The 23,891-nt window shown below is 30.1% G+C and carries 25 protein-coding genes and 1 pseudogene; 25 read left to right on the plus strand and 1 reads right to left on the minus strand.

Going from position 1 to position 23,891, the window contains the following annotated elements; translation table 11 throughout:
- Window positions 1-27 precede the first annotated feature (27 nt).
- The 3 genes from K292_RS0102815 to K292_RS0102830 all read left to right on the plus strand — a co-directional run bounded on the left by K292_RS0102815 (window position 28) and on the right by K292_RS0102830 (window position 2,707).
- The gene (locus K292_RS0102815; RefSeq protein WP_027398562.1) at window positions 28-264 is read left to right on the plus strand and encodes a hypothetical protein; all 237 of its coding nucleotides are present in this window, start codon (window positions 28-30) and stop codon (window positions 262-264) included.
- Between the two features lie 419 nt (window positions 265-683).
- Complete coding sequence (locus K292_RS0102825) at window positions 684-1,712, plus strand: potassium channel family protein (protein WP_027398564.1); 1,029 nt, start codon at window positions 684-686, stop codon at window positions 1,710-1,712.
- Window positions 1,713-1,807: 95 nt separating this feature from the next.
- Window positions 1,808-2,707 carry a ribonuclease Z gene (locus tag K292_RS0102830; RefSeq protein ID WP_027398565.1) on the plus strand — a complete coding sequence of 300 codons (900 nt, stop codon included), beginning with the start codon at window positions 1,808-1,810 and terminating at the stop codon, window positions 2,705-2,707.
- Between the two features lie 43 nt (window positions 2,708-2,750).
- Here K292_RS0102830 and K292_RS0102835 read toward each other — a convergent pair whose 3' ends face one another.
- Window positions 2,751-4,550: a sigma-54 interaction domain-containing protein gene (locus K292_RS0102835; RefSeq protein ID WP_027398566.1), complete on the minus strand. Its 1,800-nt coding sequence runs from the start codon at window positions 4,548-4,550 to the stop codon at window positions 2,751-2,753.
- Between the two features lie 207 nt (window positions 4,551-4,757).
- On the opposite strand from K292_RS0102835, the gene K292_RS0102840 reads away from it, so the two are divergent.
- From K292_RS0102840 to mutS, 22 genes and pseudogenes are all read left to right on the plus strand, one after another.
- Window positions 4,758-6,152 (plus strand): transaminase, encoded by a 1,395-nt coding sequence (locus tag K292_RS0102840; RefSeq protein WP_037372271.1) that lies wholly within the window; start codon window positions 4,758-4,760, stop codon window positions 6,150-6,152.
- 241 nt (window positions 6,153-6,393) lie between these two features.
- Window positions 6,394-7,668: a UV DNA damage repair endonuclease UvsE gene (uvsE, locus tag K292_RS0102845; protein ID WP_027398568.1), complete on the plus strand. Its 1,275-nt coding sequence runs from the start codon at window positions 6,394-6,396 to the stop codon at window positions 7,666-7,668.
- A gap of 34 nt (window positions 7,669-7,702) precedes the next feature.
- Window positions 7,703-8,431 (plus strand): AAA family ATPase, encoded by a 729-nt coding sequence (locus tag K292_RS0102850; RefSeq protein WP_027398569.1) that lies wholly within the window; start codon window positions 7,703-7,705, stop codon window positions 8,429-8,431.
- A 43-nt stretch (window positions 8,432-8,474) separates the two neighbouring features.
- Window positions 8,475-8,654: a hypothetical protein gene (locus K292_RS0102855; protein WP_027398570.1), complete on the plus strand. Its 180-nt coding sequence runs from the start codon at window positions 8,475-8,477 to the stop codon at window positions 8,652-8,654.
- Between the two features lie 207 nt (window positions 8,655-8,861).
- Window positions 8,862-9,167 (plus strand): annotated as a pseudogene (gene rplU / locus K292_RS19025) (50S ribosomal protein L21); the annotation flags it as partial.
- A gap of 277 nt (window positions 9,168-9,444) precedes the next feature.
- Window positions 9,445-9,705 (plus strand): 50S ribosomal protein L27, encoded by a 261-nt coding sequence (gene rpmA / locus K292_RS0102865; protein ID WP_027398571.1) that lies wholly within the window; start codon window positions 9,445-9,447, stop codon window positions 9,703-9,705.
- A gap of 100 nt (window positions 9,706-9,805) precedes the next feature.
- The gene (obgE, locus tag K292_RS0102870) at window positions 9,806-11,095 is read left to right on the plus strand and encodes a GTPase ObgE (RefSeq protein WP_027398572.1); all 1,290 of its coding nucleotides are present in this window, start codon (window positions 9,806-9,808) and stop codon (window positions 11,093-11,095) included.
- A gap of 144 nt (window positions 11,096-11,239) precedes the next feature.
- On the plus strand, window positions 11,240-11,440 hold the full coding sequence (spoIIIAC, locus tag K292_RS0102875; RefSeq protein ID WP_330364913.1) for a stage III sporulation protein AC: 201 nt from the start codon (window positions 11,240-11,242) through the stop codon (window positions 11,438-11,440).
- A 22-nt stretch (window positions 11,441-11,462) separates the two neighbouring features.
- Complete coding sequence (locus tag K292_RS0102880) at window positions 11,463-11,858, plus strand: SpoIIIAC/SpoIIIAD family protein (protein WP_051280198.1); 396 nt, start codon at window positions 11,463-11,465, stop codon at window positions 11,856-11,858.
- Window positions 11,859-11,888: 30 nt separating this feature from the next.
- Window positions 11,889-12,983, plus strand: a complete 1,095-nt coding sequence (gene spoIIIAE, locus K292_RS0102885; RefSeq protein WP_027398575.1) for a stage III sporulation protein AE — start codon at window positions 11,889-11,891, stop codon at window positions 12,981-12,983.
- The gene (locus K292_RS18170) at window positions 12,974-13,141 is read left to right on the plus strand and encodes a stage III sporulation protein AF (RefSeq protein ID WP_084145874.1); all 168 of its coding nucleotides are present in this window, start codon (window positions 12,974-12,976) and stop codon (window positions 13,139-13,141) included. The genes spoIIIAE and K292_RS18170 overlap by 10 nt, the downstream gene beginning before the upstream one ends.
- Window positions 13,142-13,179: 38 nt before the next feature.
- Entirely contained in the window at window positions 13,180-13,632 is a 453-nt protein-coding gene (locus K292_RS0102895) for a hypothetical protein (RefSeq protein WP_027398576.1), read from the plus strand.
- Between the two features lie 53 nt (window positions 13,633-13,685).
- Window positions 13,686-14,348 carry a SpoIIIAH-like family protein gene (locus K292_RS17665; RefSeq protein ID WP_051280200.1) on the plus strand — a complete coding sequence of 221 codons (663 nt, stop codon included), beginning with the start codon at window positions 13,686-13,688 and terminating at the stop codon, window positions 14,346-14,348.
- Window positions 14,349-14,467: 119 nt separating this feature from the next.
- A complete protein-coding gene (locus K292_RS0102905; protein WP_027398577.1) occupies window positions 14,468-14,833 on the plus strand; it encodes an Asp23/Gls24 family envelope stress response protein in 366 nt (121 codons plus the stop codon).
- Window positions 14,834-14,836: 3 nt separating this feature from the next.
- On the plus strand, window positions 14,837-15,241 hold the full coding sequence (gene nusB, locus K292_RS0102910; protein ID WP_027398578.1) for a transcription antitermination factor NusB: 405 nt from the start codon (window positions 14,837-14,839) through the stop codon (window positions 15,239-15,241).
- Window positions 15,234-16,208, plus strand: coding sequence for a tRNA (adenosine(37)-N6)-threonylcarbamoyltransferase complex transferase subunit TsaD (locus K292_RS0102915; protein ID WP_027398579.1), 975 nt, complete (start codon window positions 15,234-15,236; stop codon window positions 16,206-16,208). Before nusB ends, K292_RS0102915 begins: the two co-directional genes overlap by 8 nt.
- Entirely contained in the window at window positions 16,199-17,410 is a 1,212-nt protein-coding gene (gene xseA / locus K292_RS0102920; protein WP_027398580.1) for an exodeoxyribonuclease VII large subunit, read from the plus strand. The genes K292_RS0102915 and xseA overlap by 10 nt, the downstream gene beginning before the upstream one ends.
- Window positions 17,410-17,625 carry an exodeoxyribonuclease VII small subunit gene (gene xseB / locus K292_RS0102925; protein ID WP_037372275.1) on the plus strand — a complete coding sequence of 72 codons (216 nt, stop codon included), beginning with the start codon at window positions 17,410-17,412 and terminating at the stop codon, window positions 17,623-17,625. Before xseA ends, xseB begins: the two co-directional genes overlap by 1 nt.
- 17 nt (window positions 17,626-17,642) lie before the next feature.
- The gene (locus K292_RS0102930; RefSeq protein ID WP_027398582.1) at window positions 17,643-18,539 is read left to right on the plus strand and encodes a polyprenyl synthetase family protein; all 897 of its coding nucleotides are present in this window, start codon (window positions 17,643-17,645) and stop codon (window positions 18,537-18,539) included.
- 33 nt (window positions 18,540-18,572) lie between these two features.
- Window positions 18,573-20,453, plus strand: coding sequence for a 1-deoxy-D-xylulose-5-phosphate synthase (dxs, locus tag K292_RS0102935; protein ID WP_027398583.1), 1,881 nt, complete (start codon window positions 18,573-18,575; stop codon window positions 20,451-20,453).
- Window positions 20,437-21,231, plus strand: a complete 795-nt coding sequence (locus K292_RS0102940; protein ID WP_027398584.1) for a TlyA family RNA methyltransferase — start codon at window positions 20,437-20,439, stop codon at window positions 21,229-21,231. Before dxs ends, K292_RS0102940 begins: the two co-directional genes overlap by 17 nt.
- A gap of 31 nt (window positions 21,232-21,262) precedes the next feature.
- Window positions 21,263-23,887: a DNA mismatch repair protein MutS gene (mutS, locus tag K292_RS0102945; RefSeq protein ID WP_027398585.1), complete on the plus strand. Its 2,625-nt coding sequence runs from the start codon at window positions 21,263-21,265 to the stop codon at window positions 23,885-23,887.
- Window positions 23,888-23,891: the final 4 nt, after the last annotated feature.

A 23,891-nucleotide genomic window follows, 5' to 3' on the forward strand; every position in this document is an offset into this window, starting at 1 on the left:
TTCTATTATAAAAAGGTGGTACAAATTATGAAAACAAAAAATTCAAAATTGCCGTATGTTGCTTTTGCATTAAGAATTATAACTTATTTGGCTGGTCTGTTTATCGCTGCTTTGATATATCTAGAATTTAAAAAGATGGCTACCACATTTTCAATGGAAATTTTAGCATTTATATTTATAATTATATCTGTTATAATTATTTTTATTGACTTATATTTTCAAATAAAACAACTTAAAGAATTTATAAAAACCAAAAAATTATAATTAAGAAACAATTAAAGTAAGGGGGTCTATAAAGTGTTATATTCCTTTTGGAATTATTTAAATAACTTATATTTTAAACTAACTGAAAATCATTCTTTGTACAAAGATTTAAATAAATTCATTATATTTCTTTTTTTTGCATCATTATTATTTCAAGGATTTTTATCTGAATTATTATCTTCTATAGCTATTTTACTTGCTGTATTTATAACATATTTAAACTATAAGATTAAGTTATAAAATTAATAAATTTGTATCTAATTTACAAAAAAAATAATAATTGTAAACTTTTTTAATATAAAATATGGAAGTATTAAGTAAAAAATGTTAAAATAAATAAAATATTTTTGTAATTAATATTAAAATTAATGAGCTAGTTTTAATAAAAAACTAAACAGGCTATTTATCAGGAGTTATTTATGAAGCATAAAAGACAAATTATTTTAACAGCTATTATCTTTTTAACAATAATTATTGTAGGTACAATTGGATACTATAATTTATTAAATGTATCTTTAACAGATGCTTTATATATGACAGTTATTACAGTATCAACCGTAGGTTACACAGAGGTAGGAGTTATGACTCCTGAATCTAAAATATTTTCTATATTTATTATTTTTGCCGGTGTAGGTACTGCAGGATACGCATTTACAAGAATCGTCGTAATCTTCATTGAAGGTAGTCTAAGAGATTTATGGAGGAATAAAAAAATGGAATCAAAAATCGCTAAACTTGAAAACCATTATATATTATGCGGTGCAGGTGAATCAGGACGAGTTGTTGCCGATCTTTTTTTTAAAAGAGATGTTCCTTTTGTAATTATTGAAAAAGATGAATCAATTGTTAGTAATTATTTACAAAAAAATATGTTAATAATCGGAGGAGATGCAACAGAAGAGTCAATACTAGAAAAAGCAAATATAAAAAAAGCAAAAGGTTTAATTAGTGCTCTTTCTAAAGATGTAGATAATTTATATACTGTTCTTACTGCTAGGCAATTAAATAGTAATTTATATATAATTTCAAGATCTATTGACAAAAGTTCTCCTTCTAAACTAAAAAAAGCAGGGGCTAATTATACTATATCCGCAAATGCTATTGGAGGAAGGAGAATGGCTTCATTAATGCTTAGACCATCTGTTGTTTCTTTTTTGGATATAATTTCACATTCCGGTGATATTGAATTTAATCTTGAAGACATCTTTTTAAATGAAAATTCAGAAATGGTGAATAAAAAAATTGGGGAATTAAATATTCCTGCTCGTTTTGGTTTAATCATTTTAGCTATTAAAAAAGATAATAAGAAAATAATAACTTTTAATCCTGGGCCCGAAGTTGTTTTAGAAAAAGGTGATATTTTTTTAGTATTAGGTAAGGATTCACAAGTTTCTGCTCTAAAAGAATATGCACACGACAACGGTGAGCATATTACTTGTTGCTTTTAAAGTGTAATATTATAAGACAAACTATTAAAAAATATAATTTAAAGTTTAATGTATTTAATAAAAAAAGTAAAAAATAATATATAGGAGATTTTAAAATGTTGGACGTATGTTTACCTGGCACAGGAGGGACCATTCCTTTAGAAAACAGATGGCTATCTTGTTGTTGGGTTGAATATCAAGGTAAAGCAATTTTGATTGATTGTGGCGAAGGTACTCAAATAGCTTTAAAAAAATCCAATTGTAAAATAAGTCATCTTGACACTTTACTTATTACACATTATCATGCAGATCATATAGCAGGTCTTCCTGGTTTTTTACTTACTTTAGGTAATAATGGCAAAACTACACCCCTTACGATTATTGGTCCTATTGGTTTAAAACATATAGTCTCAAGTTTAACTGTAATTGCCCCAATTCTTACATTTCCACTCAAGTTAATCGAATTAGAAAACAAAACAGATAGATTAAAAATAGGTGATATTATAATTTCGTATTTACCTTTAAAACACAGTATTCCATGTTTTGGTTATTGTATTACATTAAATCGTAAGCCTATATTTAATCCAGTAAAAGCAAATAATCTTAATATACCAAAAAATTTTTTTAAAATACTTCATAATGGGCAATCTGTAAAATTAGAAGATGGACGTATAATCCAGCCCAAAATGGTTTTAGATGGTATACGTAATCCAATTAAAATTTGCTATTGCACAGATACACAATTAGTAGACAGTATGAAAGATTTTGTTTGTAATGCCGATCTATTTATTTGTGAAGGAATGTATGGTGATGAAAATTTACATTATAAGATGGCGGAAAAAGGTCATATGATATTCTCAGAAAGTGCATTACTTGCAAAAGATGCACATGTGAAACAGTTATGGCTCACACACTATAGTCCGGCTTTATTGGAACCAGAACAATATATTGATAATATACGTAAAATCTTTTCAAATACTTATTTAGCCTATGATGGAATAAGGACAACCCTGTAATTACAAGCAGCTGCAAATATAATGTATAATGATTAAGGATTCTTTATTTTGATTTTATTCCTAATTCACGGATTCTTCTATATAAAGTTGATTCACTAATTTCCAATAATTTTGCAGCTTTTCTTTTACCTTCTACTGAATAACCATTCTTCTCCAAACAATCCTCAATTATCCCTTTCTGAAATAAATCAGTTCTGACATTCAGTGATTGTGTTTCGGCAGTTTTGAATTCATTTATATAATTTGTTAAATGTAATTCAGAATTATTTAATTTTATTCTTTGTGGTAGACTATTCAATTGAACATGCAATTCTCTTTCTATATTCACTGCATATTCTACTGCATTCTCTAATTCTCTGATATTTCCCGGCCAAGAATAATTTAATAATAAATTTAAAACCTCAGGAGAAAATCCTAAAATATTTTTTTCAATTAATTTATTGAATTTATTTAAAGCATAATTAAGAAGAATTGAGATATCTCCCGTACGTTCCCTTAATGGAGGGAGATGCAAAGGAATTACGTTTAATCTAAAAAACAAATCTTCCCTGAATTCTTTATTTTTTATCATTTCTTCTAAGTTTTTATTAGTAGCTGCTATTATACGTACATTAATTGGTATAGTTTTATTTCCTCCAATCCTTTCAACTTCACGTTTTTGCAGTACATGAAGTAATTTAACTTGAAGGTGAAGGGGGAAGTCTCCAATTTCATCTAAAAATATAGTGCCGTTATTTGCTAATTCAAATTTGCCTGTTTTTCCAGTCTTGCTAGCCCCTGTAAATGCGCCTGGTTGATATCCGAACAGTTCACTTTCCAGCAATGTATCTGGAATCGCGCCGCAGTTAATAGTAATAAACGGAGCAGTTTTTCTTTTACTTGCATTGTGAATAGCTCGGGCAAAAAAGCCCTTTCCAGTACCACTTTCTCCCGTTATTAATATAGTAGATTGACTGGCAGCAACTTGTGCAGCCTCTAGCTTTACTCTTGAGATTGATTTACTTTGTCCTATGATTTCAGAAAAAGATGTTGTATTTTCTATTTGCGTCATATTATAAATCCTTGAACGCACATCCGATACGTCTTGAAAAGAAATAACAGAACCCACTACTACTTTTTTATCGCCTATCTCTGTATTAATAGGCATTGCAGTAATTAAAAAATGCATATCATTTCCCGATTCATCTATATATATTTCCTCTACATCTGTTATAAGTTTGCCTTGATTTATTACTTCTGAAAAAGGAAAATTAGACCATATTTTATTTATTGGTTTACCAATTAGATTCTCACTGTTTTTCATTAAAAGTGTTTCGCTCTGTTTATTACAAGACATTATAATACCATCATGATCCAAGGCAATAATTCCGTCATGAATTGACTCTAAAATAGCCTTTAATTCCGAGCTTTTTTGTGTTTCTGCTAGTTTACTTGCAATAAGTGATGCCATTTTTTTTAAAAACAATAATAAATTTTTACTATTGGAAATCAATATATTTTGCTGCTTTTTATTAAATGCTACCAAAGCAATGATGCCTATTACTTGTTTATCTAAAATAATAGGGCAGCATATTTCAGCTAATTCTTTTTCCTTAGCATGATAATTGGGATGATTTTCAGTGCTTTTTAAAATTACTGCCTGACCATTAATTAAAATATTACCATAAAATTCATCTTTACTGATTTTCCCATTTTCTTCAAATGTTCCTAACTTTTCTTTATATCTTCCTGTACCCGCAATGATTTCAAGATTTTTATCCACTATTTCTGTTTCAATTCCTAAAACATGAGTAGTAGCTTCAGCAACTTCCATTACAGTATTTTGTATAATAGCTAAATTCAATATAAATTCCTCCTTATAAAACTTTATATTATTTATAGTATATTTTATTTATAATTTATAGTCAATTGTGACAAATGAATTGTCAAATATGACAATTATTAAAAGTTTTCCGTTAAAATTGTTGATAATATAAGTCTTATTGACCTTGGCACACAATTTGCTGTTTTATATATTAATAAAAACTATTTAATCAAGGAGGATATAAAAATGATTACAGATAATAAAACACCTTATAGACTAATTAGTGACGAAGGTCTTAAAAAATTAAGAGCCCGTGAAGATGAATTATTTGCAAAGCGTACTAAAAAAAGCAAAGATACATTTGATAAAGCACAAGAAATGCTATTAAATGGTGTACCTATGCCTTGGATGGGCGACTGGGGAACTTCTTATCCAATCTTTGTTAATAAAGCTTCAGGAAACATAGTAGAAGATATAGACGGAAATGAGTATATTGATTTTTGTCTTGGTGATACTGGTGCTATGTTTGGACACTCCCCAGAGGCTACTGCCGAAATCGTAGCAAAACAAGTAAAGCAGGGTATTACAACTATGATGCCTTCTATTGACTCCTTAGAAATCGGGAAAGAATTAAGTAAACGTTTTGGACTACCACTATGGCAAGTTGCGATGACAGCGACTGAAGCCAACCGTTATGTTATACGTAATTGCCGTGCATTAACCGGAAGACCAAAAGTGCTTTCAATTAATGAAAGTTATCATGGCAGTCTTGATGAAACCCTCCCACATATTGGACTTGATGGTAAATTAAAATTAAGATCAGAATATGATATGAACCCGGCAGTTCCAAAAGAAGCTTTAAGCCGTGTTGTTGAATTTAATGATATTGAAGCATTAGAAAATGAACTTTCATACAAAGATTGTGCTTGTGTTCTTATTGAACCAGTAATGACCAATTGTGGAATGGTATTACCTGAGCCTGGCTATCATGAAAAACTACGTGAACTATGTGATAAATATGGTACTTATTTGATCTATGATGAAACACATACTTTTTCAAATGGTTATGGAGGTTATACTAAAGCTTACGGTTTAAAACCGGACTTTATAACACTGGGGAAATCAATTGCAGGAGGAATTCCGGTTTCAGTTTATGGCTTTACGAAAGAAATTGGTGATCGTATAAATGAGACTTACGGTCATAAAAGTGTTTCTGATCCTATGGGTATAGGTGGTACTCTTTCTGCTAATGCTTTTGCCATTGCAGCTATGCGTGAAACTTTGCAAAAAGTTGCTACAGAAGAAGCCTTTGAAAAGATGTTTACCGGTCAAAACCGTCTGTCAGATGGGTTAGAAAAAATTTTATACAAATACAATATTCCTTGGAGTCTTACCCGCAGCGGTGCACGATGTGAATTGCAATTTATGCCCAATGCTCCTAAAACAGGTTCAGAAGCTAAAAAATATTTTGACTGGGAGCTGATGTATTATTTACACATTTATTTAGAAAATCGTGGAATTCTCATTACTCCATTTCATAATATGATGCTTATTTCACCAGTAACTACAGATGAAGATATAGATTATTTAATTAAAGGATGGAAAGATTGTTTGACAGAGCTTGTTGAAATAGGAAAATAGAGCAAAAATTACTGTTATAAAGCTATATTTGTAACTAAAAAACGATCATAGTTTAAAATAATGTGACCCCCATAAGTTAGATTTTTAGGTCTAACTTATGGGGGTAAGTTCAAAAAGTTTATACTATGGTCTTTTTTTTATTATAAAATTTCTTATAATAAAAATAATAAGTAATATAGCTATCAACATCAATTTATTTTGTAATATAGATAAATCTTTAAAAAACGAAAGGAGAAAATAATTGCGTATAGGTTATGCTTGTAAAACTATAGGAGTTCCTAATTGTAATTTTAAAAATTGCATACTAAGAAATGCAACACCTGAAAAATTGAGAAGCCTAATTGAACATAATTTAAATTCTTTAGATAGCATTCTAAATTATAATATTAATACAGGAATATACTTGTTTCGAATAAGTTCTGATTTAATAACCTTTGCAAGTAATCCGGCTAATCAATTAGATTGGTCTAATATGTTCAAAAATGAATTTATTAAAATCGGTAATAAAATCAAATCAAATGGTATGAGAGTTTCTATGCATCCTGGGCAATATACAGTTATAAATTCTCCAAATGAAAAAGTAATAAGACAATCTATTAAAGAATTGGAATATCACTGTAAAGTCTTAGATAGTATGAAGCTTAACAGTGAGCATAAATTAATTTTGCACATTGGAGGAATATACGGAGATAAAAAAGAAGCAACAAAACGGTTTATTAAAAATTATAACGCATTATCAATAAATATAAAAAAAAGATTGGTAATTGAGAACGATGAAAAACTATATAACATAGAAGATGCTTTAAAAATCGGAAAAGAAATAAATTGTCCTGTTATTTTTGATAATCTGCATCATGAAATTAATAAACCACAAACATATAATTCCATTCAATATTGGATAGATGAATGTAATAATACTTGGGGAAAAAAAGATGGTAATCAAAAAATTCATTATTCTCAACAAAATAAAACTAAAAAAACGGGATCTCATTCATCAACTATAGCACTCGAAAGTTTTCTTGATTTTACTCAAAATATTAGCTTAAATAATTTGGATATCATGTTAGAGGTGAAAGATAAAAATTTATCTGCAATCAAATGTATAAACGCATTAAGAGACGATAAAACAATTAACCATTTGAAATCGGAGTGGAATCTTTATAAATATTCCATTTTAGAAAAAGATTCTACTATTTATTTAAAAATAAATGATATCTTAAATTACAAAAGCAAAAATAATTATCCAGTAAAAGAATTTTATAATTTAATAGATACAGCATTAAATAAGGATCAGACAGTAAAAGATTCACTTAATGGAATCTTACATGCATGGGAAGGCTTTAATAATATTGTGGAAGTAAAAGAAAAAAGCAGTTTTTTTAAAGAAATAGAAAAATTTAAAAAAGGTAATTTATCTTTAACAGCTATAAAAAATAAACTAAAAAAATTAGCTGTCAAATATAATTATGATGAATTGCTTTATTCATACTATTTTTATATGCATAACATGTTATAATATATTTAATGATTTTTTACTTATGGAGCTACAAATGAATAATAATTTATATATTGAAAAAGTATTATTAAATAAAAAAATGGATAATACATCCTATATTACATCTTTACCAGCAATTAAATACTTAATTAAAAAGCAGGAATTAAAATTTGATAAAAATGTCACATTTTTTGTAGGAGAAAACGGTACGGGAAAATCAACAATGTTAGAGGCTATAGCAATCTGTGCTGGTTTTAATGCTGAAGGTGGCTCTAAAAACTTTAATTTTTCAACAAAATCTACAGAATCAGATTTATATAAACATTTAACAATATCAAGGAAAAGAAAAGAAAAGGATGGTTTTTTTTTACGTGCTGAGAGTTTCTATAATGTTGCGTCACAAGTTGATGAACTAAAATTAAATCTTAACGGATATGGAGGTAAATCACTTCATAGTCAATCACATGGTGAAAGTTTTCTCTCACTTATTCAAAATCGATTTAGAGGAGAAGGTTTATATATTCTTGATGAACCCGAAGCCGCATTATCGCCCCTGCGCCAAATGACTTTAATAGTAGAAATAGATAGGTTAATAAAGCAAAACTCACAATTTATCATAGCTACACATTCTCCCATATTACTTACTTTTCCAAATGCAAGGATATTAGAGTTCACTACGGATGGCATAAGATTAACTAACTATAAAGATACTGAACATTATATCTTAACCAAAGAATTTTTAGATAACCCCGAGAAAATGATAAAATATTTATTGGAAGATTAACCTTATAACTATAAATGGATATAATACATAGGGGGGATACTGTATGTGTAATAAACTAATAAAAATTATTCTTGATGAATTTGCAAATACAGTAGCAGAACAAATTTCTAATAATAATAAAGGTCTTGACGAAATCGGAACAGAATATTGGTTTGGAAGAATCTCAGACAGCGAAGAAATCAAGAAAAAAACTAATAAAATAATTGAAAAATATTATAATTAGCTATAAAAGGCAGAGTATAAAAGCTTTGCCTTTTATTTTTAAGTTAAATTAAATAATTTTATAAATTTATTTAATAAATATATATTAAAAAAATTGACAAATAAAGGCTTGTATGATAATATAAATGACTGTAAGCCGCTCGGAATGGGTAATAAAATGCATAATGCTGCCCAAGATGGCGAGACTGGATAGAGGAGGTAAAAAGCAATGTATGCAGTAATTGAAACTGGCGGAAAACAGTACAGAGTAAAAGAAGGTGACGTAATCACTATTGAAAAATTAAATCTTTCATCAGGTGATGAAGTTGTATTCGACAAAGTACTGCTTTTAAGTGATGGCGACAAAGTTCAAGTTGGAACACCTGTTGTTGAAGCAGCAAAAGTAATTGGTAGTGTAGTTGAAAATGGTAAAGGTCAAAAAGTTATCATATTCAAATATAAAGCTAAAAAAGATTACAGAAAGAAACAAGGTCATAGACAGCCTTACACAATGGTTAAAATTGAATCATTAAACGGCAAATCTGCACCTAAAAAAGCTGCCAAAGCTACAGATGAAGAAAAAGCAGATGCAACTGAAAAAACAGCAGAAAAGAAACCTGCTGTAAAGAAAGCAACTGCTAAAAAAACTACTGCTAAAAAAGCAGCTGACAAACCTGCAGCTGACAAGAAAACAGCAAAGAAACCTGCTGCAAAGAAAACAGCAAAAGCTGAAGAAGCTAAAGATGCAGAATAATAATCTTTAGTATTTTATATATAGCAAAGACAGCACAAGAAAAAAGGAGGTGTAGTCTATGGCAAGTAAAAAGGGAGTAGGTAGCTCCAAAAACGGTAGAGACAGTGAGTCGAAACGTTTAGGTGTTAAAAGAGGAGACGGACAGTACGTAAGTGCTGGAAGCATTCTAGTAAGACAAAGAGGGACTAAATTTCATCCCGGAAATAATGTAGGCATTGGCGGAGACGATACTTTATTTTCAAAAATCGATGGAGCTGTAAAGTTCGAGAGATATGATAAAACAAGAAAAAAGGTAAGCGTTTATCCAAAAGAAGCATAAAACTTTTAAAGCCCCTATATTTTTATAGGGGCTTTTTCATCAAATAAATAGTATATGATTTGTTGCATTGTACAACATATAAAAGAAAGGAGAATGGATTATGTTTGTAGATCGAGCCAAAATATCCATTAAATCAGGCAAAGGTGGTAACGGTTCTGTTTCATTCAGACGTGAACCATTTGTTCCTGAAGGAGGTCCCGATGGTGGTGACGGCGGAAAAGGTGGAGATGTCATCTTTATGGCTGATAATAATCTAAGGACTTTAATGGATTTTAGATACAAAAAAAAATACGAAGCAGAGAATGGCCAAGATGGAATGAAAAAAAAGAAATTTGGTAAGAATGGTGAAGATTTAATTATCAAAGTACCGCCAGGAACTGTTGTAATAGATGAAGAAACAGGTCTTGTCATGAAAGACCTTATAAATAACGGAGATAGTTTTGTAGCTGCAAAAGGAGGGAAAGGCGGAAAAGGAAATGTTAATTTTAAAAATTCCGTAAGACAGGCCCCAAATTTTGCAGAATCAGGAGGTTTCTCTCAAACAAGAACAGTAATTTTAGAAATGAAATTACTGGCAGATGTTGGGTTAATCGGGTTTCCCAATGTAGGAAAATCAACTTTGCTATCAATTGCTACAAGTGCAAATCCTAAAATTGCAAATTATCATTTTACTACAATTACGCCTAATTTAGGAGTAGTAGAGATTTTTAATACAAGCTTTGTTATGGCTGATATCCCAGGTCTTATTGAAGGGGCCCATCAGGGAGCAGGATTAGGATTGGATTTTCTTAAACATATTGAACGGACTAAGATACTAATTCATGTGGTAGATATTTCAGGATCAGAAGGCAGAGATCCTATTTCAGATTTTGATAAAATTAATAATGAACTTTCTTCTTACGGAGAAAAATTGATGAAAAAGCCACAATTGGTAGCTGCAAACAAAATAGATATGATTGATGAAGACGGTGAAGAATATCAACAATTTAAATCATATGTTGAAGATAAAGGATACAGAGTTTTTCCAATGTCAGCGCCTATTAATCAAGGAGTACATGAAATTTTAGCAGCAGCAGCTTCTGAACTTTACAAATTAGAACAAGAACCTCAAGAAGAAGAGACCTATGAATTGTTTGACTTTGATAAGGCAGACTATGATCCTAATTACAGAGAAATTAATGCATACAAGGAAAATGATATTTATGTATTAAATGGAAAACAACTTGAAAAAATCTTTAATTCAACAAATTTCAATGACCTTGGATCTTTAAGATATTTATATAAGTATATTGAAAAAAATGGCGCCATAGATAAACTGAAAGAAATAGGTTTAGAAGAAGGCGATACTATAAGAGTAATCGATTACGAATTTGAATATACAGAAGAATAACAAAATTAGACATGAAAAATTTAAAATATATTGTAGGAAAAATACCACCATCGGTGGTATTTTTTATTGTCATAAAATCTTGTCCACAGAATAAAATGTATGGATAACACAAGCTATCTTATGTACAAGAGAGGAGATTTTGAAATGAACATTAATGTGGATATTATTTTTAAAATAGCAGCCATTGGCATTATTGTAGCCGTTTTGAATCAGGTATTAATAAGAGCAGGAAGAGAAGACCAAGCCATGATGACAACATTAGCAGGAATTATTGTAGTGCTGCTTTTGATAGTCCAAATGATTAATGATTTCTTTGTTACTGTAAAAACTTTGTTCCAACTATAATGTACAAAAAGAGGTTATTTTTATGGATATGGATATTTTCAAAATAGCGGCCATTGGACTATGCGGTGTAATTGTAGCATCAATAGTTAAAGGATATAAGCCTGAATTCGCCACATATATAGTTATTACTACTGTAATGATTATTTTTACTATGATTTTATACAAGCTTACAGCAGTTTTTGAATTTTTAGGCTCTATCTATAGCCAAATAAGCTATGGTAAAACATTTTTCCCTATTATAATAAAAGTTCTTGCTGTGGCATACATTGCTGATTTTACAGCTCAAATATGTAAAGATTCCGGGGAATCAGCAATAGCAGGAAAAGTAGAACTTGCAGGGAAAGTAATAATTTTTTATTTAGCTGTTCCAGTCATGGTTTCTGTCCTTGGTCTTATCGAAAAAATGCTACCGGGCTAAGTTATAATATACGCCAGATAAGGAGGTGAGATGAGTTTGGATTTAGAAGAAATTATTGACAAGCAATTGGCCTCAATGAATTTAGAAAGCATAGATCAACTTACAGATCTAATTGGGAAAGATAAAATTTTTTCTGATATGACACCCGGACAAATTATTAAAGGTATTATTAACGGAGATCCATTATTTAACTTTAATAATATTATAAGCAATATATTAAATTTATTTATGTCAGAAATATATGGAAGTATTGTTTTAGGAGTTCAATTAGTAATAATTTGCATAATAATCGGCCTTTTAAAAAATCTATCCACATCTTTTGGAGATGATACAGTTTCTAAACTGGGAACTGTAGTATGTAGTTGCAGTGTAATGGCCTTATGTTTGAAAAGTTTTATGGAGGTTTATACAATTTGCATGAATGCTGTGGACACCATGTCAGTTACTATGCAAGCACTTCTACCAGTACTCGTTCCTCTTTTGATCAGTATGGGAAATTTCACTTCAGGAAGTATATTAAATCCCGTTATTGTAACTGCAATTACTATTTTTAACAGTGCTCTTCAAAGAATAGTTATGCCTGCTGTACTATTATCATCCATATTTATTTTAGTAAATAGTCTCTCCGATCGAGATTATGTAAAAAAGCTTGCTTTATTTATGCGTGCTTTTGCAATTTTTATGGTAGGGCTTTGTGTAACTCTTTTTTCAGGTCTAACGGCAATTCAAGGTATTGTAACTAAAACTGCTGACGGAATGATAGCTAAAACGGCCAGATACTCTATGGATAATTTTATTCCTATTGTAGGAGGGTTTGCTGCAGATTCTATCGATCTTGTACTAAGCTGTGCTACTATAATCAAAAACGGAATTGGTTTATTTGGACTTTTCATTATTATCACTTTATTAATTCTTCCTCTTATAAAAATTCTAGCTATAGCTTTAGTTTACAAAATAACTGCTATAATCATTGAACCAATTGGCAATAAAACGGTTTCAGACTGCTTAAATGAAATGGGTAATTCTGTTATAACACTGGCAGTTATAATATTTTTAGCAGCAACGATGTTTATTATATTCCTTGCAGTTATCATAGGAATTGGAGGTGGCAATCTATGGAGATAGTACGAGAATGGGTCAGGAATATATTTATAATTATAGTAGCAATATCATTTGTTGAAATTTTATTACCATCAGGAGCTATGAGTAAATATTTAAAATTTATATTTTCACTTATCATAATGGCAATGATTTTATCACCTCTTTCCATTTTACTGGAATAAGTGAAATGTCATTTAATATATTAGTAAGGAGGATAATAATGTGGGATAAATTAAAAAATGACAAATTTATAAAAATGCTACTTTCAAAATTAATTACAGTTTTAGTAGTAGCATCAATAGCACTTTTACTCTTTGATGTTCTAACCAAGAGTAATGATGGAAGACGGCAGATTGTTGATGAAGACGGCGGTTCTGAATACATTGAATCAGAAGAAGATCTAGCAAATTCCAGACAAGAAGCCAGACTTAAAGATATATTAAGCGATATAAAAGGTGTAGGTGATGTAGATGTAATGATTACATATAAAAAAAATGAAAAGACTGCATCTGTATTTAACGAAGAAAATAATAATAGAACTTCAGAAGTAGAAGGTGTCATAGTAACTGCCAGAGGAGCTGAAAATATTATAATTAAAAATAGCATTTCTAATGCTGTTACTGCAGTATTTAATATACCATCATCAAATGTAGTAGTATTTGAAAAAAATTAGTTTAAAAAGGCAAAAGCCTTATAATATAGAGAATTTAAGGGGGTTATAAATAAATGTTTGATTTTACAAAACGTAAAAAATTTGCATTGATAGGTATGTTGGTATTAGTAATTTGTGTAGCCGTTGTAAATAATAAATTACAAACACAACAAAGTCTTTCTGCTAATGCAGACTATACAAATTATGAAGAAGAACAAATGAGGCTTCATGATGGGGACGTCTTAGTTGATAGTCTAAATGTTTCTGAAGTACCAGGGAAAAGCAGTGATTCAGCTATAACTAAAAAAACCGAATCAGAATCGGTTTCAAGCGGTGCCGTTAAAGAAACCGCTGTCATAACATCTGATGATTCTGCAGAGATGACAAATGCAGACGTATATTTTGAAGAACAACGGGCAACTTTAAATATGGATAGAAATCAAGTTATTTCAATGTTAGCGGATGTAATTGCAGAAGCCCCTGACGGAGCGGAAAAAGATAACGCGACAAAACAGAAATTGAAAATTATAGATTATATGAATAAAGAAAAAGTGATTGAAAATCTTATTCAAACAAAAGGATATGCAGATGCATTAGTTGTTATTACTGATACTTCTGTTACTGTTACTGTTAATAAATCTGACATTTCTCAAACAGACGTAGCTAAAATTTGTGATATCGTAATGAGGGAAACCGGTCGTGATGCAGGTCAAATCGTAATTCAAAATAAATCATAAAATCTCTATTAAAAGGTTCTGATTAAATTAGCATCAGAACCTTGTTACTTTATAGATATATAATAAATAGAAATTGTGTATTTACCATATTTCTGATATACTTATTGAGAGGTGATTAGATGAGTATAGATACGGAAGAAAAACTAGGTACTCTAAAAATATCCGATGAAGTAATTGCTCTATGTACTATGAATGCAACACTGAAAACAGAAGGAATTTCAGCATTAAGCGGAGGTATTGGCGGCAGTTTTTCTAAAAATATTTTAGGGAAAGATCCTCTATATAAAGGTATAAAAGTATCTCAAGCTGAAGATGGTATAATTATAGATATACATGTTATTGTTACTTATGGTTTTAAAATTCCACAAGTTGCATGGGATGTACAAGAAAACGTTAAAAAGGAAGTTGAGCTTATGACTGATGCTGACGTAAAAGCAGTAAATATTCACGTTCAAGGAGTTCACTTTTTAGAAGAGGAGGACTAGAGCATGAGAAGAAAAGAAGCAAGAGAGCTATTTATGCAGCTCCTGTTTCAGATGGAAGTGCAAAAAAATTACTGTCAGGAAGAAAAAGAAACATATATTAAAAAATATATGGAAAAATCCAGTCAACTTAATTATTTTAATCGATTATATGATTGCACAATAAACCATCTTTCAGAAATTGATGAAAAATTAGATGAATACAGTAATAGTTGGAAGACAAGCCGTATGGCAAAGGTAGATCTAGCAATTTTAAGATTATCTGCAGCAGAAATCTTATATTTTGAAGATATACCAGACAGCGTAGCAATTAACGAAGCCGTAGATTTAGCAAAAAAATTTGGCGGAGATGATTCAAGTAAATTTATAAACGGAATTTTAGGTAAACTTTTAAAGGAAAAAGATGCATAATGAAAATTATATTCTAGGAATTGATACTAGTAATTATACGACTTCTCTAGCAGTTACAAATAAATTGGGAGAAATCGTCATAGATTATCGAAAACCATTAATTGTAAAGCAGGGCGAAAGAGGGCTTCGGCAATCATACGCCCTTTTTCAGCATATGGAAAATTTACCAAATATGATTTTAGAATTGTTTAATAAAATAGATAAAAATAAAATTGCAGCTGTTTCTGTCTCTGATAAACCAAGACCATTAAAGGATTCATATATGCCCGTATTTCTTTGTGGTGTAAATTACGGAAAAATTATTGCTGCAAGTTTAAGTATACCTTTTTTTAAATTTTCTCATCAAGAAGGACATTTGCAGGCTATTAAAAATTATAGTCCCTTAAATGGGTCAAATAAATTTTTAGCATATCATCTTTCAGGTGGAACTTGTGAGCTTTTAAAAGTATCCATGCTTGGAAATAATTTTGATAAAATTGAAATTATTGGAGGTTCTAAAGATATTTCTTTTGGTCAGCTTATCGATAGAGTGGGAGTAGCAATGGGATTTTCATTTCCTGCGGGAAAAGCATTAGATGAAAAAGCCTTAAAATATAAAAGTCAATTGTTAATTGATAATACAAAACAAAATAAAATACTGTCTCCAATAGCTTTAAACGGACTTTATATCAATTTATCTGGAATAGAAACTCAATGCCAAAGAAATATTGATAATTCAATACTTTCATTTGAATTATTTACTAAAATTTCAAATTGTCTTTGTAAACTTTCGGAAAAAGCAGTAAAAGAAACAGGTATAAATCAAATCATGTTTGCAGGAGGGGTTTCCGCCAGTAAATTTATTAAAGAAGAAATTGAAAAATATTTTAATAATAAAAAAATAACTTTAGCGTTTGGAAATCCAAAGCTGTCATCAGATAATGCTGTTGGGATATCTCTTCTTGGAGGAAAATCATTATGGCAATAAAACCAATAAAAGTTTCACAACTAAATGGATATATAAAACGAGTACTTCAATCAGATCCTCTATTAGGAAATGTATCTGTTATAGGTGAAATTTCTAACTTAAAATATCATGGAACAGGACATGTATATTTTACATTAAAAGATGAAAACAGCAAATTAAACTGCTTTCTGCCCTACGAAAATTTAAAAGATATAAGATATGAGCTTTCTGATGGTATGCAAATCACTGTAAATGGGTATATTTATTTATATGAACGGGGTGGAAGTTATTCACTTAATGTTAGAGATATTATAATAGAAGGTACAGGCAATCTAAGTATAGCTTTTCAAAAACTTAAAGATAAATTAAAAAAAGAAGGACTCTTTGATGAAAAGCAAAAAAAGAAGATTCCTTTTTTCCCTAAAAAAATTGCCGTCATTACATCAGAAACTGGAGCAGCAGTACAAGACATTATTAAAATAATAAAAAGTAGAAACAACATAGTAGATGTACTTATTTATCCATGTATTGTACAAGGCCCAAATGCTGCAAAAGAAATTTCAAACTCTATAGATGAAGTCAACAGACTTTTTCCTGATATAGATACTATAATTGTAGGTCGTGGCGGTGGCTCAATAGAAGAATTATGGGCTTTTAATGAAGAAATTGTTGCAAGAAGCATATTCGCTTCAATTATTCCTGTTATATCTGCGGTAGGACATGAAACAGATTTTACCATATCTGATTTTGCAGCAGATGTAAGAGCTGAAACTCCTTCTGCTGCAGCGCAAATGGCAGTACCTGATATAGAAGCTTTAAAACAATATATAAATTCAGAAGTAATGCAACTTAATCATAGTATTGAAAATTATATTAAATATTTAGAGATAAAAGTTCAAAGTAATAATATTGAAACTTTAAAAATCAATTTAGAAAATAGAATTAATATCAATATTATAAAAGCAGAAAATCTTTATAAGAATTTAGAAAATCTAGTAAAACAGAAATTTAGTAGCTATGAAAGTGTAATAAATAATTATAAAACAACTTTAGATGCTTTTAATCCTTATAATATTATGGATAGAGGATATGCCGCTGTCACTGATGAAAAAGGAATCCTTGTAAGCAGTATTGCTAAATTGAAAAAAGGAGATTTCTTAACAGCCAAATTAAAAGATGGTGAAATAGACTGCAAGATTGAGTACATAAGGAGGATAAATTGATGGCAATCAAAACAAAAGAAAGCGATGTAAGTAATCTTACTTTTGAAGAAGCTTTGGAAAAACTGGAAAAATCCGCTGAAGCTTTAAAAAAGGATGGCTATAGTTTAGAAGATGCAATGAAAAATTTTGAAGAAGGTATAGAGTATTATAATTACTGCAATAAAATCTTAACTATGGCAAAACAAAAAATAGAGGTTTATAATAAAAATCAATAAGGAGATGATATACCGTAATGTTAGATAAAGAATTTTTAAGGCTAAAAGATATTATCGAAGATCATATTCTTGATTTTTTGCCTGAAGTTGACCATAAAAGTATTACGTTATACGATGCAATGAAATACAGTTTAAAGGCTAACGGAAAAAGAGTTAGACCCGTACTGCTTCTTGCAGCATGTAATTTTTCTGGCGGTAATGAAAGACTTGCATTACCATATGCCTGTGCTATTGAATATATCCATACGTATTCTTTAATACATGATGATTTGCCTGCTATGGATAATGATGATTTAAGAAGAGGTATACCTACAAACCATAAAGTTTTTGGTGAAGCTATAGCTATATTAGCAGGTGATGGATTATTAACATCTGCATTTGAAGCTATGAACAAAGATATGCTCTTATATTTCGATAATATAGACAAATTAAAAAGCCGTATAAAAGCAGTATATGAAATATCTAAAGGTTCAGGATGCAGGGGAATGATTGCAGGTCAGATAGCTGATATTGAAGCAGAAGGAAAACAGTGTTCTACGGAAATGCTAGACTATATTCATTTAAATAAAACATCTGCACTAATAAGTTCAGCAGTAAAAGCAGGAGCTCATTTAGGCGGAGCTGATAAAGATATGCTTCATGACTTAGATGAATATGCAGAAAATTTAGGCTTAGCTTTTCAAATATGTGATGACATTTTAGATATTGAGGGTAAAGAAGAAGACATGGGAAAAAAAATTGGTGCTGATAAAGAAAAAAACAAATCTACCTATCCTTCACTTTATGGATTAGAAAATTCCAAGCTTAGAGTTAAAGAACTTACTTCTAATGCAATTGCTGTAATGGAACCTTATTATGACAATGCAGAGTTTTTCGTAAACATTGCTGAAGAGTTAGCAGTAAGAATTAAATAAACTCTCATTTTGTGCAAGAGGAGAAAATTATATATGAAAAACAATTTGTTAAGTCATAATTTACCTGATGATCTAAAAAATATGAATGAAAAACAATTAGAGCTATTATCTTATGAAATAAGAGATTTTTTACTTGAAAAATTAACTAAAACAGGGGGACATGTTGCATCAAATTTAGGGATAGTTGAGCTTACTATTGCGTTGCATACTATCTTCGACAGTCCAAAAGATAAAATTATTTGGGATGTAGGTCATCAGACCTATGTACATAAAATTTTAACTGGGCGAGCTGAAAACTTTGATAACCTTCGCATGTTAGGAGGAATGAGCGGCTTTCCTAAAAGAGAAGAAAGCAATCATGATATGTTTGATACCGGTCATAGCAGCAATTCTATTTCTGCAGCAATGGGATTTGCGGCTTCTCGAGATTTAAAAGGTGAAGACTATTCTGTCATAGCTGTTATTGGAGATGGAGCATTAACTGGTGGAATAGCCTATGAAGGTTTAAATAATGCCGGTTCTTCTAAATCAAAAATGATTGTAATATTAAATGATAATGAAATGTCCATATCAAAAAATACAGGAGGGATTTCACAACATTTAGGAAAACTTCGTGCATCTAAAAGTTATTTGGAATTAAAAAAACAATTAAAGAAAACTTTGAAAAAAATTCCAAAAGTAGGAGACGGAATATATTCTGGTTTAGAACATTTAAGAGATACTCTTAAATATGCCATTGTTCCTGGAGCAATTTTTGAAGAACTTGGATTTAAATATTTTGGTCCTATAGATGGTCATAATATACATGATTTATTGGAAGCTTTATATGTTGCTAAAATAATGGAAGAACCAGTATTAGTTCATGTTATTACAAAGAAAGGCAAGGGATATAGAAATGCAGAAGTTAATCCTTCAAAATTTCATGGAATAGGACCTTTTAATTCAGAAACAGGCAATACTTTATCTTCTTCTGCAAATCTTACTTATTCTAATGTATTTGGAAATAAACTAATTCAGCTTGCAAAAGAAGATTCCAAAATAGTAGCAATATCAGCTGCTATGATTGACGGCACAGGTCTTAGAAAATTTTCTGACCAGTTTCCTGATAGAATTTTTGATGTAGGAATTGCTGAAGCTCATGCGGTTACATTTGCAGCTGGTCTCGCATTAAATGGATTTAAACCGGTAGTCGCAATTTATTCAACATTTCTTCAACGAGCTTATGATGAAATACTTATTGATGTCTGTATGCAGAATTTACCTGTTATTTTTGCCATAGATCGATGTGGTGTAGTAGGAGCAGATGGAGAAACTCATCATGGGATATTTGATTTATCCTATCTCAGTCATATGCCTAATATAACTATTCTAGCTCCAAAGGATGGCAGAGAATTAGCAGAAATGCTTGAATATGCCACTAAAATTGATGGCCCATGTGCTATCAGATATCCAAAAGGAGAAGCAACAAATCATTGTGACGTAATAAAAAAATCTGCCCCAATTGATGGAAAGATAGAAGTTATTAATACAGGAAAAGATGTAACTATTATTGCTTTAGGGAATATGGTATCAATAGGAATTGAGGCTTGTAAAAAGATTTCTTTGCATGGATTAGATGTGGGTCTAGTCAATGCACGCTTTATAAAACCTCTTGATGAAGAAGGAATTTTGGAATTAGCGAATAATACAAAATGTATTATAACATTAGAAGATAATATTCTTGAAGGTGGCTTTGGAGATAAAGTTGAAAAGTTATTAATAGAAAAATGTAAAAAAAATATAAAAATAAAAGCCATGGGCTGGTCAAATCAATTTATTGAACATGGTAGTAATAAGCAATTATTTGAAAAATATGGATTAGATTCTGAAAGTATTGCAGAAAGGGTGTGTGATTTCTTTGAAGGAAAGGCTTGATGTTTTATTAGTACAAAAGGGATTTTACCCATCCAGAGAAAAAGCAAAAGGTTCTATTATGGCTGGTCTTGTCTTTGTCAACAATCAAATTTCAGACAAACCAGGCATGAATATTGATATTGATGCAGAAATTACTGTAAAACAAAATAACTGCCCTTATGTGGGAAGAGGAGGCTTAAAACTTGAAAAAGCACTGAAAACCTTTAACTTTAAATTAGAAAATATGATTGCTATGGATATAGGTGCATCTACCGGTGGATTTACAGATTGTATGTTACAAAACGGAGCCATAAAGGTATATGCCATAGATGTTGGATATGGTCAACTTGATTATAAATTACGAATAGATCCACGTGTTGTTAATATGGAAAAAGAAAACATCAGATATTTAGATACTGAAAAAATCAAAGATCAAATTGATTTCATTAGTATCGATGTATCGTTTATTTCTTTAAACCTAGTATTTCCTGTGGCTGTTAAGCTTTTATCAGAAAACGGAGATTTAGTCTGCCTTGTAAAGCCTCAATTTGAAGCAGGCAGAGAGCAAATAGGAAAAAAAGGAATTGTAAGAGATAAAACTGTACATATAGAAGTAATAAAAAAAGTTATAGGATATGCATACTCTTATGGATTATATCCTAAAGGTTTAACTTTTTCACCAATGACAGGGGCAAAGGGAAATATTGAATATTTACTTTACTTAACAAAGCATGAAGATAATGAAACAGAAATCAATATAGAAGATGTAGTGAAAATATCACATGATACATTAAATTAATATAAATTATAAATTAAAAGAGGTATAAAATATGCAGTTAACACCAATGATGCAGCAATATATGCAAATCAAAGAGAAACATCAAGATTGTATTTTATTCTTTCGATTAGGTGACTTTTATGAAATGTTCTTTGAAGATGCAATTACAGCATCTAAAGAAATGGAAGTAACATTAACTGGTAAAAATTGCGGATTAGAAGAAAAAGCTCCAATGTGCGGAGTACCGCACCATTCAGCAGATACATATATTGCAAAACTTGTCAATAAAGGATATAAAGTTGCTATTTGTGAACAAGTGGAAGACCCAGCACTAGCAAAGGGTATTGTAAAACGTGAAGTTATTCAAATTATAACTCCTGGTACAGTAGTTAGTCAGACCATGCTTAATGAAAAAGAAAATAACTATTTAGCTTCTGTTTATATTGACGAAAAAGGCGCAGGAATAGCATTTTGTGATGTATCTACAGGAGAATTAAATACAACTGAACTTACCGGTAAACAATTTACGGACAAGCTATTAAATGAAATTGTTAAAATTAAAGCAAAAGAAGTTATATCTAATGAGAATATTACACTAGATGGAATTTTAGATGATATGAAAATTGCTTCAGATGCCTATTTTAACATATTAAATGATAAATATTTTAGTCAAACCAATGCAGAAACAACTATTTTCAGGCAATTTAAGATAAAATCCCTAAAAGGCATAGGTATTTTAGAATTTCCTTTAGCAACAAAAGCTTTAGGAGGTTTATTATCTTATTTGTTTGAAACTCAAAAAAATAATTTATCCCAATTGACATATTTAAATGTATACGATACAGCTGGACATATGTCTTTAGATAAATCAACTATAAAAAATTTAGAACTGACGGAAACATTATTCGAAAAGAAAATACAAGGTTCACTTTTAGGCGTTTTAGATAAAACATGCACTGCTATGGGAAGCAGAAAACTAAAACAGTGGCTTAGGGAACCTTTAAACAATATTAATGAAATAAAAGCACGATTAGATTCAGTAGAAACATTAACAGGCAATATACTTTTATGTAATAATTTAAAAGAAAGTTTGAAGAAAATATATGATTTAGAAAGGCTGTCAGGAAGAGTTGCCTGCGGGAATGCAAATGGTAAAGATTTAATTGCCTTAATGAATTCAATTTTTGTTTTATCAGATATCAAAAATGATTTATTAAATTGCGGAGATCCTCTTTTAGAAGCTTTAGAAAAAGAAATTAATCCTCTAACTGAAATATATGAGCTTATTGATTCTTCAATTGTAAGTGAACCTCCATTTACAATAAAAGAAGGAGGTCTAATCAAAGAAGGCTATTCTGAAAAGCTTGACGACATTAAACATTCTATAAAGGACGGACAAAACTGGATTGCAAGTTTAGAAACAACAGAAAGAGAACGTACAGGTATAAAAAATTTAAAAGTAGGTTTTAACAAAGTATTTGGTTATTATATAGAAGTCACGAAATCATATTTTGACCTAATTCCTGATAATTATATAAGGAAACAAACTCTTTCAAATTGTGAACGCTTTATTACTCCGGAATTAAAGGAAGTAGAAGCTGTAGTTTTAAATGCGGAGACAAAAATAAATCAACTGGAATACGAACTGTTTTTAGAAATAAGAAATATTATACAAGGATATATTACTGTCATTCAAAAGACTTCTTCTGCAATTTCAAGTTTGGATGTTTTAACTTCATATTCTGAAATAAGCAATAAATTAGGATATGTTAAACCTATTATAGCAGAAAATGATGTTATCCAAATAGAAAAAGGACGTCATCCTGTTATTGAAGCAACAATAACAGATGGTATTTTTGTTTCTAATGATACATATGTGGATAGAAATGATAGCAGTATGCTTTTAATAACAGGCCCTAATATGGCAGGTAAGTCTACATATATGCGTCAAACTGCTTTGATTGTATTAATGGCACAGGCAGGTTGTTTTGTACCAGCAGAAAAAGCTACAATTGGTATTGTAGACAGAATCTACACAAGAATTGGAGCATCAGATAACCTTGCACAAGGACAAAGTACCTTTTTTGTAGAAATGAGTGAACTGGCATATATTCTAAATACAGCAACAGAGAAAAGCTTAATTATATTAGATGAAATCGGAAGAGGAACAAGTACATATGATGGCCTTTCTATTGCATGGGCAGTAGTTGAATATCTTTGTAATAAAAACTATAAAACCAGAACACTCTTTGCTACACATTATCATGAGCTTACAACACTTGAAGGTATCATGAAGGGAATGAAAAATTTAAATGTTGATGTACAAAATCAAGGAGGCAATATTATCTTTTTACATAAAATTGTTCCGGGAAGTGCAAGTCAAAGTTATGGAATTCATGTGGCAAAACTTGCAGGAGTACCAAGTAGTCTTTTAAAAGTAGCTGAAGAAAAATTAAAAGAATTAGAAAGTAATAGTGCTAATATTGATTTAGAAAAATATAACAAAAAAACTTCAAAACAAATTAATCAAAATAATGATTCTAAACAGATATCTTTTTTTAATTTTGCACCTAATCCTGTTTTAGAAAAATTAAAGTCTCTTGATTTAATGGAAATAACTCCATCAAAAGCTTTTGAGATTTTAGAGGAATTAAAAAAAGCAGCTGATAAAGAATAAGTAA

Source organism: Anaerovorax odorimutans DSM 5092, assembly GCF_000426305.1.
GTDB lineage: Bacteria > Bacillota > Clostridia > Peptostreptococcales > Anaerovoracaceae > Anaerovorax > Anaerovorax odorimutans.

Coding starts and splice junctions, on each gene's coding strand:
- K292_RS0102815 (WP_027398562.1), top strand. CDS start 28: ATGAAAACAAAAAATTCAAAATTGCCGTATGTTGCTTTTGCATTAAGA.
- K292_RS0102825 (WP_027398564.1), top strand. CDS start 684: ATGAAGCATAAAAGACAAATTATTTTAACAGCTATTATCTTTTTAACA.
- K292_RS0102830 (WP_027398565.1), top strand. CDS start 1,808: ATGTTGGACGTATGTTTACCTGGCACAGGAGGGACCATTCCTTTAGAA.
- K292_RS0102840 (WP_037372271.1), top strand. CDS start 4,758: ATGATTACAGATAATAAAACACCTTATAGACTAATTAGTGACGAAGGT.
- K292_RS0102850 (WP_027398569.1), top strand. CDS start 7,703: ATGAATAATAATTTATATATTGAAAAAGTATTATTAAATAAAAAAATG.
- K292_RS0102855 (WP_027398570.1), top strand. CDS start 8,475: ATGTGTAATAAACTAATAAAAATTATTCTTGATGAATTTGCAAATACA.
- rpmA (WP_027398571.1), top strand. CDS start 9,445: ATGGCAAGTAAAAAGGGAGTAGGTAGCTCCAAAAACGGTAGAGACAGT.
- obgE (WP_027398572.1), top strand. CDS start 9,806: ATGTTTGTAGATCGAGCCAAAATATCCATTAAATCAGGCAAAGGTGGT.
- spoIIIAC (WP_330364913.1), top strand. CDS start 11,240: ATGAACATTAATGTGGATATTATTTTTAAAATAGCAGCCATTGGCATT.
- K292_RS0102880 (WP_051280198.1), top strand. CDS start 11,463: ATGGATATGGATATTTTCAAAATAGCGGCCATTGGACTATGCGGTGTA.
- spoIIIAE (WP_027398575.1), top strand. CDS start 11,889: ATGAGTTTGGATTTAGAAGAAATTATTGACAAGCAATTGGCCTCAATG.
- K292_RS18170 (WP_084145874.1), top strand. CDS start 12,974: ATGGAGATAGTACGAGAATGGGTCAGGAATATATTTATAATTATAGTA.
- K292_RS0102895 (WP_027398576.1), top strand. CDS start 13,180: ATGTGGGATAAATTAAAAAATGACAAATTTATAAAAATGCTACTTTCA.
- K292_RS17665 (WP_051280200.1), top strand. CDS start 13,686: ATGTTTGATTTTACAAAACGTAAAAAATTTGCATTGATAGGTATGTTG.
- K292_RS0102905 (WP_027398577.1), top strand. CDS start 14,468: ATGAGTATAGATACGGAAGAAAAACTAGGTACTCTAAAAATATCCGAT.
- nusB (WP_027398578.1), top strand. CDS start 14,837: ATGAGAAGAAAAGAAGCAAGAGAGCTATTTATGCAGCTCCTGTTTCAG.
- K292_RS0102915 (WP_027398579.1), top strand. CDS start 15,234: ATGCATAATGAAAATTATATTCTAGGAATTGATACTAGTAATTATACG.
- xseA (WP_027398580.1), top strand. CDS start 16,199: ATGGCAATAAAACCAATAAAAGTTTCACAACTAAATGGATATATAAAA.
- xseB (WP_037372275.1), top strand. CDS start 17,410: ATGGCAATCAAAACAAAAGAAAGCGATGTAAGTAATCTTACTTTTGAA.
- K292_RS0102930 (WP_027398582.1), top strand. CDS start 17,643: ATGTTAGATAAAGAATTTTTAAGGCTAAAAGATATTATCGAAGATCAT.
- dxs (WP_027398583.1), top strand. CDS start 18,573: ATGAAAAACAATTTGTTAAGTCATAATTTACCTGATGATCTAAAAAAT.
- mutS (WP_027398585.1), top strand. CDS start 21,263: ATGCAGTTAACACCAATGATGCAGCAATATATGCAAATCAAAGAGAAA.